The 16,339-nt window shown below is 68.9% G+C and carries 15 protein-coding genes; 11 read left to right on the top strand and 4 right to left on the bottom strand.

The features are described from left to right. The first annotated feature begins 18 nt into the window (after positions 1-18). The 7 genes from NYO99_RS13120 (at position 19) to NYO99_RS13090 (ending at position 10,254) form a co-directional block, all read left to right on the top strand. Complete coding sequence (locus NYO99_RS13120) at positions 19-789, top strand: ABC transporter ATP-binding protein (RefSeq protein WP_268167660.1); 771 nt, start codon at positions 19-21, stop codon at positions 787-789. A 1-nt stretch (position 790) separates the two neighbouring features. After that, positions 791-1,504, top strand: a complete 714-nt coding sequence (locus NYO99_RS13115; protein ID WP_268167659.1) for an ABC transporter ATP-binding protein — start codon at positions 791-793, stop codon at positions 1,502-1,504. Between the two features lie 23 nt (positions 1,505-1,527). Next, complete coding sequence (locus NYO99_RS13110; protein WP_268167658.1) at positions 1,528-2,736, top strand: ABC transporter substrate-binding protein; 1,209 nt, start codon at positions 1,528-1,530, stop codon at positions 2,734-2,736. A gap of 240 nt (positions 2,737-2,976) precedes the next feature. After that, the gene (locus NYO99_RS13105; RefSeq protein WP_268167657.1) at positions 2,977-3,864 is read left to right on the top strand and encodes a branched-chain amino acid ABC transporter permease; all 888 of its coding nucleotides are present in this window, start codon (positions 2,977-2,979) and stop codon (positions 3,862-3,864) included. Then, entirely contained in the window at positions 3,864-4,847 is a 984-nt protein-coding gene (locus NYO99_RS13100; protein ID WP_268167656.1) for a branched-chain amino acid ABC transporter permease, read from the top strand. Before NYO99_RS13105 ends, NYO99_RS13100 begins: the two co-directional genes overlap by 1 nt. Before the next feature lie 103 nt (positions 4,848-4,950). Continuing rightward, on the top strand, positions 4,951-5,082 hold the full coding sequence (locus tag NYO99_RS13095) for a hypothetical protein (RefSeq protein WP_268167655.1): 132 nt from the start codon (positions 4,951-4,953) through the stop codon (positions 5,080-5,082). Positions 5,083-5,169: 87 nt separating this feature from the next. Beyond that, positions 5,170-10,254: an alpha-2-macroglobulin family protein gene (locus NYO99_RS13090; protein ID WP_268167654.1), complete on the top strand. Its 5,085-nt coding sequence runs from the start codon at positions 5,170-5,172 to the stop codon at positions 10,252-10,254. Positions 10,255-10,398: 144 nt separating this feature from the next. Here NYO99_RS13090 and NYO99_RS13085 read toward each other — a convergent pair whose 3' ends face one another. The 3 genes from NYO99_RS13085 to NYO99_RS13075 form a co-directional block, all read right to left on the bottom strand. Continuing rightward, entirely contained in the window at positions 10,399-10,539 is a 141-nt protein-coding gene (locus NYO99_RS13085; RefSeq protein ID WP_268167653.1) for a hypothetical protein, read from the bottom strand. A gap of 33 nt (positions 10,540-10,572) precedes the next feature. Beyond that, positions 10,573-12,321 (bottom strand): sodium:solute symporter family transporter, encoded by a 1,749-nt coding sequence (locus tag NYO99_RS13080; RefSeq protein ID WP_268167652.1) that lies wholly within the window; start codon positions 12,319-12,321, stop codon positions 10,573-10,575. A gap of 212 nt (positions 12,322-12,533) precedes the next feature. Then, positions 12,534-13,334 (bottom strand): helix-turn-helix domain-containing protein, encoded by an 801-nt coding sequence (locus NYO99_RS13075; protein ID WP_268167651.1) that lies wholly within the window; start codon positions 13,332-13,334, stop codon positions 12,534-12,536. A gap of 111 nt (positions 13,335-13,445) precedes the next feature. Here NYO99_RS13075 and NYO99_RS13070 point away from each other — a divergent pair, with 111 nt between their 5' ends. The 4 genes from NYO99_RS13070 (at position 13,446) to NYO99_RS13055 (ending at position 15,833) form a co-directional block, all read left to right on the top strand. Continuing rightward, positions 13,446-13,769: a DUF2834 domain-containing protein gene (locus NYO99_RS13070; RefSeq protein WP_268167650.1), complete on the top strand. Its 324-nt coding sequence runs from the start codon at positions 13,446-13,448 to the stop codon at positions 13,767-13,769. Positions 13,770-13,995: 226 nt separating this feature from the next. Continuing rightward, positions 13,996-14,691 carry a PEP-CTERM sorting domain-containing protein gene (locus NYO99_RS13065; protein WP_268167649.1) on the top strand — a complete coding sequence of 232 codons (696 nt, stop codon included), beginning with the start codon at positions 13,996-13,998 and terminating at the stop codon, positions 14,689-14,691. A 156-nt stretch (positions 14,692-14,847) separates the two neighbouring features. Continuing rightward, positions 14,848-15,510 carry a PEP-CTERM sorting domain-containing protein gene (locus tag NYO99_RS13060; protein ID WP_268167648.1) on the top strand — a complete coding sequence of 221 codons (663 nt, stop codon included), beginning with the start codon at positions 14,848-14,850 and terminating at the stop codon, positions 15,508-15,510. A 95-nt stretch (positions 15,511-15,605) separates the two neighbouring features. Then, positions 15,606-15,833, top strand: a complete 228-nt coding sequence (locus NYO99_RS13055) for a hypothetical protein (RefSeq protein WP_268167647.1) — start codon at positions 15,606-15,608, stop codon at positions 15,831-15,833. Here the strand turns inward: NYO99_RS13055 and NYO99_RS13050 are convergent. Continuing rightward, positions 15,791-16,306 carry a nucleotidyltransferase family protein gene (locus NYO99_RS13050; RefSeq protein WP_268168051.1) on the bottom strand — a complete coding sequence of 172 codons (516 nt, stop codon included), beginning with the start codon at positions 16,304-16,306 and terminating at the stop codon, positions 15,791-15,793. The genes NYO99_RS13055 and NYO99_RS13050 overlap by 43 nt on opposite strands. Positions 16,307-16,339: the final 33 nt, after the last annotated feature.

Here is a 16,339-nt window from a genome sequence, read left to right as displayed (position 1 = left end):
CGCTTCAGCCCCCCATCCATGAGCGACATCATTCTGGAGACGAGCGACCTCACGAAGGAGTTCAAGGGCTTCACGGCCGTGGACGCCGTGAACCTGCGGGTGCAGCGAGGTCACATCCACGCCCTGCTGGGCCCCAACGGGGCGGGCAAGACCACCTGCTTCAACCTGCTCACCAAGTTCCTCACGCCCACGCGCGGCCGCATCGTGTTCGCGGGGCATGACATCACCGGCGAGACCTCCGCGCAGATCGCCCGCCGCGGCGTGATCCGCAGCTTCCAGATCTCGGCGGTGTTCCCGCACCTCACGGTGCTGGAGAACGTGCGCATCGGGCTGCAGCGCTTCACCGGCACGAGCTTTCATTTCTGGAAGGGCCTGACGGGCCTGAAGACGCTGGACGCCAAGGTGTTGGCGCTGCTGGAGCTCGTCGACCTGCGCGACATGGCGCAGCTGAAGGCCGCCGACCTGCCCTATGGCCGCAAGCGCGCGCTGGAGATCGCGACAACCATGGCCATGGAGCCGCAGCTGATGCTGCTGGACGAGCCCACGCAGGGCATGGGCCACGAGGACGTGGACCGCGTGACGGCGCTCATCAAGCGCGTGGCCGAGGGCCGCACGGTGTTGATGGTGGAGCACAACATGAAGGTGGTGGCCAGCATCGCGGACCGCATCACGGTGCTCGCGCGCGGCGCGGTGTTGGCCGAGGGCGACTACGCGACGGTGTCCAAGCATCCGGCGGTGCTGGAGGCTTACATGGGGACCGAAGCAACCGAGCTGCAGGGGGCGCACTGACATGGCCACACCCGCTCTCGAGATCCACAACCTCCACGCCTGGTACGGCGAAAGCCACATCCTGCATGGCATCAACCTCAGCGTGCAGCCCGGCCAGGTCGTCACGCTGCTCGGCCGCAACGGCGCCGGCCGCACGACCACGCTGCGCGCCATCCTCGGCCTGACCGGCGCGCGCAAGGGCTCCATCAAGATCCACGGCGAGGAGGCCATCGGCCTGCCCACGCACCGCATCGCGCAGCTGGGCATCGGCTACTGCCCCGAGGAACGCGGCATCTTCGCGTCGCTCACCGCCGAGGAGAACCTGCGCCTGCCGCCGCCGCTGAAGTCCCGGCGCGGCAAGGTGATGTCCGAGGCCGAGATCTACGCGATGTTCCCCAACCTCGCCGAGCGCCGCCACAGCCCCGGCACGCGGCTGTCGGGCGGCGAACAGCAAATGCTGGCCGTGGCCCGCATCCTGCGCACCGGCGCCGACATCCTGCTGCTGGACGAGATCAGCGAAGGCCTCGCGCCCGTCATCGTCCAGGCCCTGGCGCGCATGATCCGCGCGCTCAAGGCCCAGGGCTTCACCATCGTCATGGTGGAGCAGAACTTCCGCTTCGCCGCCCCGCTGGCGGACCACTTCGTCGTCATCGAGCACGGCGAGGTCGTGCTGTCCTTTCCCGCTGCCGAGCTGGCTGCCCACCAGGCCCAGCTCGACGAGCTGCTCAGCGTTTGATCACACCCAACAGGAGACAGACCATGAAGAAAGCCATCCGCACCACCCTCGCCACCGCCGCGCTCGGCGCCTGCGCCCTGGGCGCCCAGGCCCAGGTGTCCGGCGACGTCATCAAGATCGGCATCATCACGGACCTCTCCGGCCTGTATGCCGACATCGACGGCCAGGGCGGCGTGGAGGCCATCAAGATGGCCATCGCCGACATGAAGGGCATGGCCGCCGGCAAGAAGATCGAGTTCCTGTTCGCCGACCACCAGAACAAGGCCGACGTCGCCTCTGCCAAGGCGCGCGAGTGGATGGACACGCAGGGGCTGGACCTGCTGATCGGCGGCACCAACTCCGGCGCCAACATCGCGATGGCCAAGGTGGCTGCCGAGAAGAAGCGCGTCTTCATCTCCATCGGCGCCGCCTCGGCCCGGCTGACCAACGAGGACTGCACGCCCTACACCGTGCACTACGCCTACGACACCGTGGCGCTGGCCAACGGCACGGGCAACGCGGTGGTCAAGAGCGGCGGCAAGAGCTGGTACTTCCTGACCGCCGACTACGCCTTCGGCCACAGCCTGCAGGCCGACACCACGGCTGTCGTGCAGAAGGCCGGCGGCAAGATCGTCGGCAGCGTGAAGCACCCGCTGTCGGCCAGCGACTTCTCCAGCTTCCTGTTGCAGGCGCAGGGCTCGGGCGCGCAGATCCTGGGCCTGGCCAATGCCGGCGGCGACACCATCAACTCCATCAAGGCGGCCAACGAGTTCGGCATCACCAAGACGATGAAGTTGGCCGGCCTGCTGATGTTCATCAACGACGTGCACTCGCTGGGCCTGAAGGCCACCGAAGGCATGTACCTGACGGACGGCTGGTACTGGAACCAGAACGCCGAGTCGCGCGCCTGGAGCCGCCGCTTCTTCGACAAGATGAAGCGCATGCCCTCCATGCTGCAGGCGGCGGACTACTCCTCCGTCACGCACTATCTGAAAGCCGTGGAGGCCACCAAGACCGACGACGCCGACAAGGTGCTGGCCAAGATGAAGGCCACCAAGGTGAACGACTTTTTCGCCAAGAACGGCGAGATCGGCCCCGACGGCCGCCACCGCTACGACATGTACCTGATGCAGGTGAAGTCGCCCAAGGAGTCCACCGAGCCGTGGGACTACTACAAGGTCGTGCAGACCATCCCGGCCGCCGAGGCGTACACCAAGCTGGCCGACAGCAAGTGCCCGATCGTCAAGAAGTGATCGTGAGCCCCTCGCCCAGCCACGCGCCGCTGAGCGCGCGCGCGTCCGGTCGGTCCTGCGGACCGCGCAGCGGGCCAGCCCGCTGCCCTTCGGCAGGCACGACGAGTCCACTGGACTCGCCGAGTCCGGCCTCAGCCCCCGAGGGGACGCCGATCGATGCCGGCCCGGCCGGCATCGACATCGGCCCTGGCCGCCCTTGGGAGCGGCCCGGCGGGCATCCAGGGTCTGAATACCAATGCCATGACTGAGTTGTTCGGTATCCCCCTGCCTGCCCTGCTCGGGCAGCTGCTGCTCGGCCTGGTGAACGGCTCGTTCTACGCGATGCTGTCGCTGGGCCTGGCGGTCATCTTCGGCATGCTCAACATCATCAACTTCGCCCACGGGGCGCTGTACATGATGGGCGCCTTCCTGGCGTGGATGGGCATGGACCTGCTGGGGCTGAACTACTGGGTCATGCTGGGCCTGGCGCCGCTGCTGGTCGGCGCGTTGGGCATCGTCATCGAGCGCACCATGCTGCAGTGGCTCTACAAGCTGGACCACCTCTACGGCCTGCTGCTGACCTTCGGCATCACGCTGGTCATCGAGGGCGTGTTCCGCAGCTTCTACGGCGTGTCGGGCCAGCCCTACTCGGTGCCCGAGCAGCTGCAGGGCGCCACCAACCTGGGCTTCATGATCCTGCCCAACTACCGCGCCTGGGTGGTGGTGGCCTCGCTGGTGGTGTGCCTCGCCGTGTGGGCGCTGATCGAGAAGACCTCGCTGGGCGCCAAGCTGCGCGCCGGCACCGAGAACCCCAAGCTCGTGCAGGCCTTCGGCATCAACGTGCCGGCGATGGTGACGCTGACCTACGCCGGTGGCGTGGCGCTGGCCGCCTTCGCGGGCGTGCTGGCCGCGCCCATCCTGCAGGTGTCGGCGCTGATGGGCAGCAACCTCATCATCGTGGTGTTCGCCGTGGTGGTGATCGGCGGCATGGGCTCCATCCTCGGCTCCATCGTCACCGGCCTGGGTCTGGGCATCATCGAAGGGCTGACCAAGGTGTTCTACCCCGAGGCGTCCAACACCGTCGTGTTCGTCGTCATGGCCATCGTGCTGCTCGTGCGTCCGGCGGGCCTGTTCGGAAAAGAGAAGTGATGAACCCCAAGCTCATCGGCTACGCCGCGCTCTTCGTCGGCATCGCGCTGCTGCCCGCGCTGGGCGCCTATCCCATCTTCGTCATGAAGGTGCTGTGCTACGCGCTGTTCGCCTGCGCCTTCAACCTGCTGGTGGGCTTCACCGGCCTGCTGTCCTTCGGCCATGCCGCCTTCCTGGGCACGGCGGCCTATGTGTGCGGCCATGCGCTCAAGGTCTGGGGCCTGCCCACGCCGGTGGGCCTGGTCGTCGGCGCGCTGGCCGCGGCCGGCGTGGGCCTGGTGTTCGGGCTGCTGGCCATCCGCCGCTCGGGCATCTACTTCTCGATGATCACGCTGGCGCTGGCGCAGATGCTGTACTTCTTCTTCCTGCAGGCGCCGTTCACCGGCGGCGAGGACGGCCTGCAGAGCGTGCCGCGCGGCAGCTTCCTGGGGCTGGACCTCAGCAGCGACCTGACGCTGTACTACGTCGTGCTGGGCATCTTCATCGCCGCGTTCTGGCTGATCTACCGCATCGTGCATTCGCCCTTCGGCCAGGTGCTCACCAGCATCCGCGAGAACGAGGCCCGCGCCACCTCGCTGGGCTATGACACGGCCCACTTCAAGCTGCTGGCCTTCGTGCTGTCCGCCGGCCTGGCCGGCCTGGCCGGCGCCACCAAAACGCTGACGCTGGGCTTCGCCACGCTGACCGACGCGATCTGGACCACCTCCGGCCTCGTCATCCTGATGACGCTGGTGGGCGGCATGGGCACGCTGGTGGGCCCCATGGTGGGCGCGCTGGTCATCATCGCGCTGGAAAACAAGATCGGCGACGCCGGCAAGTGGCTGGCCGACACCACCGGCGTGGCCTGGTTCAATGGCCTGGGCGAGTCGGTCAGCCTGGTCACCGGCCTGATCTTCATCGTCTGCGTGCTGGCCTTCCGCCGTGGCCTGGTGGGCGAGGCCATGGCGCTGTGGGACAAGCGCCGGCCCGCCGCTGCCCGCTGACGCCACCAGCGCACTGACCGCGCAGGCTGCTGCCACCACGCCGTCAGCAATCACCTGCAACCTAGGGGGACCGCTGCGCGTGGCCTTGGCTCACCATGCAGCCATGTTCTCGCCCGCCCGCCTCCGCCTCGGCGCCGCGCTCATCGCGGCGCTGCTGGGCGTGCTCGTGCCGCTGAGCGAGACGCACCGGCCCCTGCTCGATGAGCCGCTGGCCATGCAGACGCCGCAGCGCTGAGCCGCCATCCCCAACCTGGGGAATCTGACCCGGCCGAGCGCCCGTCCAGCCTCCCTACACTCGCCCCGCACTCAGCAGGGGATGGTGATGGCTTCCAGCGTCGTGAAGGCCGCCGCAGCGGCGGTGGTGGTGGCCGGTGTGGCCGTGGCGGGCACCCTCGCGTGGCAGCACTTCCGACAGCCCGGCCTGCCCAGCAGCGCCGAGATCGGCGCCGAGGAAGCGGCTTTCGCGTTCACCGAGTGCAAGGCGCGGCTGCTGGACGGCTCGCCCGCCATCGCCGTGATGTTCACGCAGGCGCTGGACCGCCGGCAGGACTTCGGCGCGCTGCTGAGCGCCGCCGAAGGCACGCCCGGCGACAAGGCCGACCCCAACGACTCTTCGTCCAAGGCCGCGCCGGCCGACCCCGCCAGCTTCAAGCCGCTGGCGGCGCGCTGGGTGCTGGGCGACAACCCGCGCGTGCTCTACCTGCCCTACGTCACGCCGGAGCGCGCCTACCGCATCACGATGAACGCCGGCCTGGCGTCGCGCTCGGGCGCCAAACTGGCCACGCCGCAGACCTGCGAGGCCGCCAGCGAGGCCATGCCGGCCAGCTTCTACTTCGCCAGCCGCGGCCTGGTGCTGCCAGCCGGCCAGAACGGCGGCCTGCCGGTGGTCAGCATCAACACGCCCGAGGTGGACGTGCAGTTCCTGCGCGTGAAGCCGGCCTCGCTGCCGGCCTTCCTGGAGCAGGTGAGCGGGCGGCGCGAGCGCCAGGGGCGGGACAACGCCGACGACGAAGGCGCCTACTACGACGGCTGGGGCGACAACCAGCGCCGCCTCAAGGGCACCGTGGGCGGCTGGGTGCTGGACGAGCTGCGCGAGATGACCGACAGCGTCTACCTCACCCGCTTCAAGACCGACGAGCGGCCCAACCGCCGCAACGTCAGCTTCCTGCCGGTCGAGAAAATCAAGGCGCTGCAGGAGCCCGGCGTCTACGTGGCGATCATGAGCCAGCCCGGCCGCTTCGGCTGGGACTACCAGGTCACGCACTACTACGTCACCGACATCGGCCTGCACCTGCGCCGCCACGCCGCGCAGCTGGACGTGTTCACCACCTCGCTGAAGAACGGCCGCGCGCTCGGCGGCATCGAGCTCAGCCTGGTGGACGAGACCGGCCAGGCGCTGGCCCAGGCCCAGACCGACGGCAACGGCCATGCGGTGTTCCAGGGCAGCAGCGACAAGGCCCGCGCCGTGCTCGCCCGCCAGGGGCGCGAGATGTCGGTGCTGTCGCTGCGCGACGCGGCGCTGGACCTCAGCGAGTTCGACGCCACCGGCCACCCCTCGCGCAGCAACAAGCTCTTCGTCTACGCCGGCCGCGACCTGTACCGCCCCGGCGAGAGCTTCCAGGTGTCGGTGCTGTCGCGTGACGCCGACGGCCGCCTGCCGGCCAAGCTGCTGCCGCTGACGCTCACCGTCAAGAAGCCGGACGGCAGCAAGCTCGTCGAGCAACTGGTGCAACCCGGCAAGACCGGTACAGGCTACTTTCAGCACACCGTTGCGCTGCCGGCCGACGCGCCCACCGGCGGCTGGACGCTGCAAGCACGCGTGGACCCGGCCGCAAAGACCCCCGATGCGCAGTGGGCCTTCAAGGTGGAGGAGTTCCTGCCCGAGCGCATGAAGCTCACGCTGACGGCGCCCGAGGCGCCGCTGCAGGGTGAGGTCAGCCTGCCCGTGCAGGTGCAGGGCGACTACCTCTACGGCGCCCCCGCGGCCGGCAACACGCTGCAGGCCACGGTGGCCACCGAGCGCCTGGCCAACCCGCTGCCGCAGAAGCTGCCGGGCTATGTGTTCGGCGACTTTGCCGACGACAAGGCCCGCGCGCGCCAGGACCTGGGTGAGCAGACGCTGGACGACAGTGGCCAGACCACCGTGCAGCTCAGCGCCAACCTGGCCGAGCGCCGCTCGCCCATGCGCGTGCGCGGCGCGTTCAGCCTGCTGGAGAGCGGCGGCCGGCCCGTCGTGCGCAGCCTGGAGCGCACGTGGTGGCCGGCGCCCGCGCTCGTCGCCGTGCGGCCGCTGTTCGACCGCCATGTCGCACCCGAGGGCGGCCTGGCCGGCTTCGAGCTGCAGCGTGTGGACGCCACCGGCGCCTTCAAGCCCGCCAGGGACTTGAAGCTCACCCTCACCTACGAGGAGCGCCAGTGGTACTGGCGCTATGACGAGGGCCGCGGCTGGCACTCCGGCTTCAACACCACGGACGAGCTCGTCGAGGCCCGCACGCTCAACCTCAGCGCCAAGACCACCGTCAGCCTGCCCGTGAAGTGGGGCCGCTACCGGCTGGAGATCGAGGACCCGGCCACCCGGCAGACGCTGCGCTACGGCTTCTACGCCGGCTACGGGGCGCAGGACGCCGACGACATCGGCAACCGCCCCGACCGCGTGCAGCTGCAGCTCAAGGGCGCGCCCTTCAAGCCGGGCGACACCGCCAAGCTCACCCTCAAGCCGCCGCACGACGGCGAGGCCATCGTCACCGTGGAAGGCGACCGCGTGCTGTGGAGCCGGCGCGTCGGCGTGAAGGCCTCGGGCACCGAGCTGGACATCCCGGTCGATGCCGCCTGGGCGCGCAACGACCTGTACGTGACCGTGGCCGCCTTCCGCCCTGGCAGCCAGGGCGACCGCGTGACACCGGCCCGCGCGCTGGGCCTGGTGCACCTGCCGCTGTACCGCGAGGACCGCAAGCTCAAGGTGGCGCTGGAGGCACCGACCAAGACACAGCCCTCCACCACGCTGCCGGTCAAGGTCAAGGTGCCCCAGCTGGCCGGCAAGAGCGCCGTGGTGACGCTGTCGGCCGTAGACCTGGGCATCCTCAGCATCACCCACTTCAAGACGCCCGACCCGGCCGACTTCTTCTTCGGCAAGCACCGCTATGGCGCCGACCTGCTGGACCTCTACGGCCGCCTCATCGAGAAGATGGACGGCAACACCGCGCAGCAGCGCTTCGGCGGCGACGCCGGCAAGCGCGACACGCAAAGCCTGCCGCGCAAGCTGCTGCTGGTGGATGTGTTCAGCGGCCCCGTCGTGCTGGACGCCAAGGGCGAGGCCAGCGTGCCCGTCAAGCTGCCCGACTTCAACGGCACGCTGCGGCTGATGGCCGTCGTCAGCAGTGCCGACAGCTACGGCAGCACGCAGGCCGACACCGTCGTCGCCGCGCCGCTGGTGGCCGAGCTCAACATGCCGCGCTTCATCGCCCCCGGCGACAAGGCCACGCTGGCCGTGGACGTCACCAACCTCAGCGGCGCGTCGCAGGAGGTGCGCGTGGCGCTGTCGGCCACCGGGCCCGTGCGGGTCACCGGCGCGACCGACAGCATCAAGCTCGCCGACAAGCAGCGCCACATCCTGCGCTTCCAGGCCGAGGCGCTGGACGCCTACGGCCTGGCACCGCTCAAGCTCACCGTCAGCGCCGGGCCCTTGAGCCTGGTGCGCGGGGCCGCGCTGCAGGTGCAGCCCGTCACGCCGCTGACGCGCGACAGCCGCCGCATCCGCCTGGAGCCCGGCGCCACGCAGGCCGTGGACCGCGCGCTGCTGGACGCCTACTGGCCCGGCTCCGCCACGCTGGCGCTGAGCGTGGCCAACACGCCGCCCATCGACATCCAGGCCCAGGTGCGCGGCCTGCTCACCTACCCCTATGGCTGCCTGGAGCAGACCACCTCCAGCGCCTACCCGCTGCTCTTCATCGACGACGCCGCCGCCCAGCGCTGGGGCCTGACGCCCGTGCCGCGCGACGAGCGCGCCAAGCGGCTGGAAGGCGCCTTCGCCCGGCTCGCCGGCCTGCAGCAGGCGCGCGGCGGCTACGGCCTGTGGGCGGCCGACAACCCCTACGAAGCCTGGCTCAGCGCCTACGTCACCGGCTTCCTGCAGGACGCGCGCGACGCCGGCTTCGCCGTGCCCGAGGCCCAGCTCGCCAAGTCACTGGGCGGCCTGACCGAGCAGTTTCAGCGCAGCCCCGGCCAGCAGGTCACGCCGCCGGCCGCCCCGCGCCGCAACAACAAGGGCGCCCTCGCCGACTACCGCGAGGCCGAGGTGCTGCGCCTGGCCCACCAGCGCTTTGCCGAGGCCGCGCACGCCGGCTACATCCTGGCCCGCGAGCAGAAGGCGCCGCTGGCCACGCTGCGCACGCTGCACGACAAGCACCGCGCAAGCGCCCTGAGCCCGCTGCCGCTGGTGCAGCTGTCCCTCGCGCTGAAGCTGATGGGCGACCAGACCCGCGCCCAGGCCGCGCTGGACGACGCCATGGCCCGCCCCTACGGCTACCAGCCCGACGACGCCGGCTGGGGCCCATGGCTGGGCGACTACGGCTCCCGCATCCGCGACCGCGCCATGGCGTATGCGCTGCTGCTGCGCCACCAGGTGGCGCACGACAAGCGCGAGAACCTGCTGTTCGACCTGGCCGACGACTTCCGCCAGCGCAGCCACTACTCCACGCAGGAGCGGCTGGCGCTGTTCCTGGCCGTGCAGGCCGCCACACAAGGCGCCGGCAAGGACGACCGCTGGAAGACCACGCTCACCGTCGGCCCCAAGGTCGACGCCTGGGCCGGCAGCGGCAACGGGCAGCAGAGCTTCGACGTCGGGCAGCTGCGCGCCGGCCTCGCGCTGAAGAACGACGGCGACAAGCCGCTCTACCTGGACATCACCGCCCAGGGCTACCCCATCAAGCCGCTGGCGCCCAGCGCCGAGCGCATCTCGGTGGAACGCACGCTGTTCACCACCGACGGCAAGCCCGTGGCCACGCGGCAGTTCAGCACCGGCGAGATGCTCGTCGTGCGCCTGCGCGTGAAAGCCACCCAGGCCATCAAGGACGGCCTGGTGGTGGACCGCATCCCCGCCGGCTTCGAGATCGAGAACCTCAACCTCAGCCAGGGCCCGCAGGCCGGCGAGTTCGCGGTGGAAGGCGTCAACGTGGCGCAGGCCAATGCCAACGAACGCATCGTCCACACCGAGTACCGCGACGACCGCTTCGTCGCCGCCGCGCGGCTGGGTTCACCACTGGACCTGTTCTACCTGGTGCGCGTTGTCACGCCCGGGCGCTACGTCGTGCCGGCGACGTTTGCGGAGGACATGTACCGGCCGGAGGTGCGGGGGGTGGGCAAGGCCGAAGGGGAGATCGTGGTGGTGGACAAGAAGGCTGCGCCGTGATGCGCTGCAATCAGCGCGTGACTCGCAGCTTGGGGTGAGCTCGCGCCCCCCCCCCCAACCATCGACCTGCCACCTGGTCACCCGGGCACCTGGGTTGAGGTTCACGGCGTTCACCGCAACCGACAGGCTCGGCGTCATCCCCCCTCAACCCAACCCCTCCGCCAACGCCGCCCGCGTGACCTCATCCGACGGAAACAGGTGCTCCACCTTCAGCGACGCCAGCGTGATGTCCAGCGGCGTGCCAAAGCTGGTGATGGTGGAGAAGAAGCTCTGCACAAGCAGCAAGCACGCCGCTTGCGCTTCGCAGTGGCAGGCGCCCTAAACCCTGACCCGCGCACTGCGCTTCAAGAGCAGGCCGATCGCGAGCACGCTCAAGGCACACAGCAGGAACGTCAAACGCCCCCACGTCGGATTCGGGATCAACACCATCGCAAACATCCCGAGACCGCCCACGGTCACGATATCGCCCAGCTTATTGCGCTGGTTCAAGTCTGCCTGAGTCGGCGTGTCATCAGAAACTTCCGGGCGCTCCAAATCCCGAAAGAATTCATCCGTGGCGTGCTGGACTGCATTTTCCTCGCGTTTGTAGAACAGCGTGGTCAAACAGAAGAATCCCCCCGTCAGCAGCAGGTGCGCCGTGATGTTCAACATCAGCGAGAGATCGCCTGCCTCGCGCTTCGTGAAACTCACGCCCAACCATTCGCCCACCAAGGATGGTTTCAGCCAAGTCACCAGCATCCACGACACCGCCAGGCCAACCAGAACCGTGACCCAGGGCACCCATGTCGGCGTGCGCCGAATGAACATGCCGAAAAACAGCGGCACGAGGATGGGAGACTGCAGCAAGGTGCCAACCTGCATCATGATTTCAAACAACGACAGGTGCGACAGCGACTGATAAAACTGCGCCATCAAGATCACCAGAATGCCGTTGACGACGGTGACCACCTGCCCCACGCGCAGCAAGCTGGCGTCCGATACCTCGCGGTTGCGCGCGAGGATGGGTTTGTAAAAACTGCGCACGAAGATGCCGGAATTGCGATTGAGCGCTGAATCCATGGAACTCATCGTTGCCGCAAACAATCCCGCCAGCAACAAACCCACCGTGCCCAAGGGCATGTAGCGTTCGGTGAAGACCAGATAGACGGCATCACCGGCCTTGCCCCCCAGGGCGTCGGCATGCACCGTTGCAGCATCGGGCAACAAGGACGCACTCACCCATGGCGGGATAAACCAGATGAAGGCGCCCAACAGCATCAGCACCATGGCCATCAGCGCCGCCTTGCTGGCATGGCGAGAGTCCTTGGCGCACAAGAATCGGCCCGACTCCTGCAGGTTGTTGATGCTTTGCATCTGTTTGACGATGAAGAACAGGAACGTGCCCACCACCATCAGCGGAAAGTTCATGTCGGGGCCGCTGACAAAACCACTGGGAAAGTTGGCCGTCATGGCGCCAACCCCACCCACCTGAACCAGCGCCACCACCGCGCATGCCACCGACAGCACGGCAACGATCAGGGCCTGCACAAAATCGCTGGCCACGACACCCCAGGCGCCGCTCAACAGCGACACAAAGAGGACGACCAAGCCGGTCACCCAAATCGTCATGCCAATGTCGACCTTGAACACCGCCGCCACAAAAATGGACAGGCTGTTCAGCCACAAACCCGCGTTGATGACGGACAGGGGCAGGATGGCCCAGGTGAAGAACTGTTCATTCGCCGGCCCGAAGCGCCGGCGCACGCCTTCCGTGGGCGTGTCCACGCGAATCTGGCGCATGCGCGCAGCAAACCAGAGCCACGACACGCCAAACGCCACCACGTTCCCGATAAACACCGCGATTGCGGTCAAGCCATCCGAATAGGCTTTGCCCGCCGCGCCTGTAAACGTCCAGGCTGAAAACTGCGTCATGAAGGTGGATGCACCGACCATCCACCACAACATCTGCCCACCGCCACGAAAATAGTCGCTGGTCGATTGACTGGCCATTCGACGGAAAACGAGGCCGATGCCAATCATGAAAGCGAAGTACACCAACACGATCAGCGCATTGACATCAAGATTCATCTGTTTGCCTTGCCGTCTTGTTGATCGGTGATCTGAACGCTGACGAGTTACCGATCAACGGGGTACCCGTTGCCGCGCTGGCGGATATTCAGCGGCGCGAAATATAGCGATCTGTCGCGGCCCAACGAGCCCGGAACCCGCGAACTCGGCGTCGCGGTCAGGTCTTTGATCAGAACGCGGCGGTTGGGCGCGATCGGCGCCGCGCCGGCGTGTCAGCCCGCAGCCCGCAACGCGGTGCTGCGCCCTGAACCCAGCCCCGTCGCCAACGCCTCGCGCGTGACCTCATCCGACGGAAACAGGTGCTCCACCTTCAGCGACGCCAGCGTGATGTCCAGCGGCGTGCCGAAGCTGGTGATGGTGGAGAAGAAGCTCAGCACGCGGCCGTCGGCCGCGCGCAGGCGGAAGGCCAGCACGGGCAGCAGGCTGGCGGCCTGCGGGGCGGCCCAGGCGGTGAGCGTGGGGCGCAACTCGTCCAGCAGCGCGCGCAGCCGGGGCAGGTGCTCGGCCTCGCGGCTGGCGCGGCCCCACATCTCGTTGCACAGCCAGGCTTCGTCCACGCACAGCGAGCGCAGGCCGCCGGGCGCGAAGAAGGCGCGCAGCAGGTTCAGCGGCCCGGCCAGCAGCTCCTGCGCCGGCAGGCCCAGCAGCACCAGCAGGCGCGCCAGGCCGGCGTTGGCCATGACGACGTTGTACTCACCGTCCAGCACCAGCGCCGGGGCGGCGCCGTTGGCGTGGATGAGCTGGGCTAGCGCGGCCCGCACGGGCGCCATCTCGGGCGCGTCCAGCGGGCGTTCGCCGTGCGCAGGCGCGTAGCCGGCGGCCAGCAGCGCCTGGTTGCGCTCTTCCAGCGAGGCGCCCAGCGCATCCAGCAGCGCGATCAGCGTCTCGCGGCCGGCGCGGGCGCGGCCGGTCTCGATGCAGCTGAGGTGGCGTTGCGACACGCCGGCCCGCAGCGACAGCTCCAGCTGGCTGACGCGGCGCGACTTGCGCAGGGCGGCGAACGTGGCGGTCATGCGGCGCATTCTGCGGTGCGGCCCGCGGCGCGGCCATGACCTGCGAGGTCATTGCGGCGATGTGCTGCGCTGCCGAGCATGGCGCCACCCTCAACCCATCTGGAGATCGCCATGCGCCCTGCCCCCTTCACCCTGCTCGCCCTCGGCCTCGTGTTCGCCGCGTTCGGGGCCTACTCGCTGTACGCGCTGTGGGCCGTGGGCTATGTCGGCATCTGGCAGGCCGGCATGGCCAGCGTGGGCGCCTGGCAGCTGTTGCTGGACTTCGTGCTGATGTCGCTCATCGCGCTGGCCTGGCTGGTGCAGGACGCGCGCCGCACGGGGCGCAAGGCCTGGCCCTTCGTCGTGATGACGCTGGCCGTGGGCTCGTTCGGGCCGCTGCTGTACCTGCTGCTGGCGCCGCGCCACCCGGCCGATATGGCGGCGCTGCAGCCCTGAGCATCGGCACTGGCTGTGCCGGCCAGCAAGGGCAAGACCTGGCCCCAAAGTCGTGAACTGTGTCGCGGTTGGCGCCGCGAACCCGCCATTCGCGGGGGTGCCCGCCCCCGGGCTCGCGGGGGCCTATCTGCCATCGGAGCGATACGTCAACCCCTACATTGCAAGCCGCTTTGAAGCCGCCCGGCCTGAGGCGGCACCACACACAACCGATGACGAGGGACTTCCCATGACTGCCATTCACCACTTTCTGTCCCGCGCCAGCCTGACCGGCGTGCTGGCGGCTGCGGCCCTGGCGGCCACGCCTGCGGCGCAGGCTGGCGTCGTCGTGGGTTGGGCCTTTGACAACGCGACCACGAACCAGCTGACCAACATCGCGGCCTCGACGGTGGCGTCCGGCGTCACCAACGCCAGCTTCAGCGCGCCCAACCACGGCGTGGTGGATTGGCATGGCGCCGTTGGCAACAAGGTGCTGTTGACGCGCTTCTTCGACAACGGCACCACGGTGCCGTCGATGTCGTTCACGCTGGCCGACACGCTCGACAACCTGACGCTGTCGTTCACGACGTACCACAACCACAACCCCAACTTCCCGACGTACCAGCAATACAAGTACGCGGTGCAGATCAACGACGGCAGCGGCTGGACCAACCTGATGGCCGACCTGATCGCCTCCAACGCCACGCGGGCGCTGGCCGTCAACGTGCCGTTCACCGAAAGCCTGGGCCCGGGCACCTACGGCATCCGCTGGATCGGCTACGGCTACGCCTACGGCACCAACTCCAACACCGAGTACTTCGCGCTGGACAACGTGATGCTGAGCACGGCCACCGCCGCCGCGAGCACGGTGCCCGAGCCCGCCAGCCTGGCCCTGGTGGGCCTGGCCCTGGCCGGTGTGGCCGCCCTGCGCCGCAAGCGCGCCTGAGGCAGCGGGGCAGGACGCGATGGCTGCAAGGCGCCATCGTTAATCGTGAGGATGACGCGGGTTTCTATGGCCCGCGCCTCGGGGGCTGTGCGTGGTTGCGGCGGCGGATAACGTCCGCCGCCGCATTGAGTCAATCCCACACCCTGGAGCTTCACTGTGTCTCGCCCTGCCCTGTCCTTGTTGGTGGCTGCTGCCGCCACGCTGGCCGCACCGACGGCCCATGCCGTGTTCGCCATCCCCGTCCCCGCGTCGCCGCTGGACCAAGGCGGCTGGACACTGGCAGCCCACATGTCCAACACGGGTGGCATGTTCGACGGCCAGGGCGAGCTGAGCTTCTCGCAGGCCTACGGCACCGCGGTGGCCTCCCCCACCGCCAGCACGCCTGACTTCTCCATCGCCATCAGCGCGCCCATCAGCCGCATCCTGTTCATCACGGGCGATCGCTCGGTGTGGGCGATGGCCGACTACAAAGCGCTCGTCACCCAGATCCAGGCCCGCGCTGGCTACTTCGGCGCCAACATCGACTTCACGCTGGGCCTGAACGGTGTGGTCAGCCAGGTGCAGGGCAACGTGCTGAGCCGCGGTGGCGTGAGCGAAGACCCCTGGATCACCTATGCGCCCGAGCACTTCGCGGGCATCAACAGCAACGCCATCCTCTGGGGCGAGGCCGACTACTTCGCGGCCCACAGCAACCTCAAGAACAGCGCCGGCGGACTGAACGTCTACGTGCAGACCGTGCCAGAACCGTCCTCGCTGGCCCTGCTGCTGGCTGGCGTGCTGACGGTGGGCGCGTGGGCCCGCAAGCGCCACGCCGCCTGACACAAGCGGTAGCAAAGCGCCTGTCAACGCGCCGCAGGCCCAGCGCCGTTCAGGGGTGACCGGCGGCCCGCATCCGCCGGATGCGAGCCCCCCTGATGACCACCCTGACCCTCACCTTCCAAGGCCAACCTGCCGATGCCCGCCGCGCGCTGGGCGGGCTGTTGCAGCGCTTTCGCTCGGCCTACTTCGTCGAGCGCAGCGGCCATGAATACGCCGTGACGGCCGACGACGCCACGGCGGCCGAGCTGGCGCGCCAGCCGCTGTGGTCTGCCAAGCCGGCTCAGGCGGGCTCGACCACCACGCGCGGCCAGCGCTCGGCGTAGCGCTTGCTGGCGCAGCGCTGGCGGTAGGTCTCGACGCTGACGCGCGCCGGGTTGCGGCGCACGCGCAGGCCCAGCAGGTCGTCCAGGCCCAGCGGGGCGATGACATGCAGCACGTCGGCCGCGTCCAGCCACACGCCCACGGCCGTGGCGGGCTCGGGCCAGCTGGCGATGGCGTCCTCCAGGGAGTGCAGCGGCTGGACGGCGTGGCCGAAGTGCTGCTCGAACCACAGGTGCACGCCGGCCTGGTTGGTGACTTCCCAGGGCAGGTCCACGCACTGGCACAGCCGCTGCTGCAGCGCGGCGTCACGCGCCGGGTCCAGGTCGGCGGCGTCGAAGTAGGCGAAGTCCACATCGGCCAGCGCGCTGGCGTGCGCGTGGCCGTGCAGCGCGTCCCAGACGAGGTTGCGCAGCGCGCCAGCGCCAATGCACCAATGGGCCAGGCCCAGCGAGCGCCCGGCCCGCAGCGCGGCCATGAACCACGGCGCGGCACGCACCAGCGCCGTCAG

The organism is Roseateles hydrophilus, assembly GCF_026712245.1.
Taxonomy (GTDB): domain Bacteria; phylum Pseudomonadota; class Gammaproteobacteria; order Burkholderiales; family Burkholderiaceae_C; genus Pelomonas; species Pelomonas hydrophilus.
The sequence above is the reverse complement of the archived record's forward strand: the minus strand, read 5'-3'. Positions and strand labels throughout refer to the sequence as shown.

Excerpts from the sequence above, each read along its gene's own strand:
- NYO99_RS13065 (WP_268167649.1), top strand. The coding sequence starts at position 13,996 with ATGACTGCCATTCACCACTTTCTGTCCCGCGCCAGCCTGACCGGCGTG.
- NYO99_RS13105 (WP_268167657.1), top strand. The coding sequence starts at position 2,977 with ATGACTGAGTTGTTCGGTATCCCCCTGCCTGCCCTGCTCGGGCAGCTG.
- NYO99_RS13110 (WP_268167658.1), top strand. The coding sequence starts at position 1,528 with ATGAAGAAAGCCATCCGCACCACCCTCGCCACCGCCGCGCTCGGCGCC.
- NYO99_RS13095 (WP_268167655.1), top strand. The coding sequence starts at position 4,951 with ATGTTCTCGCCCGCCCGCCTCCGCCTCGGCGCCGCGCTCATCGCGGCG.
- NYO99_RS13120 (WP_268167660.1), top strand. The coding sequence starts at position 19 with ATGAGCGACATCATTCTGGAGACGAGCGACCTCACGAAGGAGTTCAAG.
- NYO99_RS13055 (WP_268167647.1), top strand. The coding sequence starts at position 15,606 with ATGACCACCCTGACCCTCACCTTCCAAGGCCAACCTGCCGATGCCCGC.
- NYO99_RS13075 (WP_268167651.1), bottom strand. The coding sequence starts at position 13,334 with ATGACCGCCACGTTCGCCGCCCTGCGCAAGTCGCGCCGCGTCAGCCAG.
- NYO99_RS13070 (WP_268167650.1), top strand. The coding sequence starts at position 13,446 with ATGCGCCCTGCCCCCTTCACCCTGCTCGCCCTCGGCCTCGTGTTCGCC.
- NYO99_RS13080 (WP_268167652.1), bottom strand. The coding sequence starts at position 12,321 with ATGAATCTTGATGTCAATGCGCTGATCGTGTTGGTGTACTTCGCTTTC.
- NYO99_RS13115 (WP_268167659.1), top strand. The coding sequence starts at position 791 with ATGGCCACACCCGCTCTCGAGATCCACAACCTCCACGCCTGGTACGGC.
- NYO99_RS13050 (WP_268168051.1), bottom strand. The coding sequence starts at position 16,306 with ATGGCCGCGCTGCGGGCCGGGCGCTCGCTGGGCCTGGCCCATTGGTGC.
- NYO99_RS13100 (WP_268167656.1), top strand. The coding sequence starts at position 3,864 with ATGAACCCCAAGCTCATCGGCTACGCCGCGCTCTTCGTCGGCATCGCG.
- NYO99_RS13090 (WP_268167654.1), top strand. The coding sequence starts at position 5,170 with ATGGCTTCCAGCGTCGTGAAGGCCGCCGCAGCGGCGGTGGTGGTGGCC.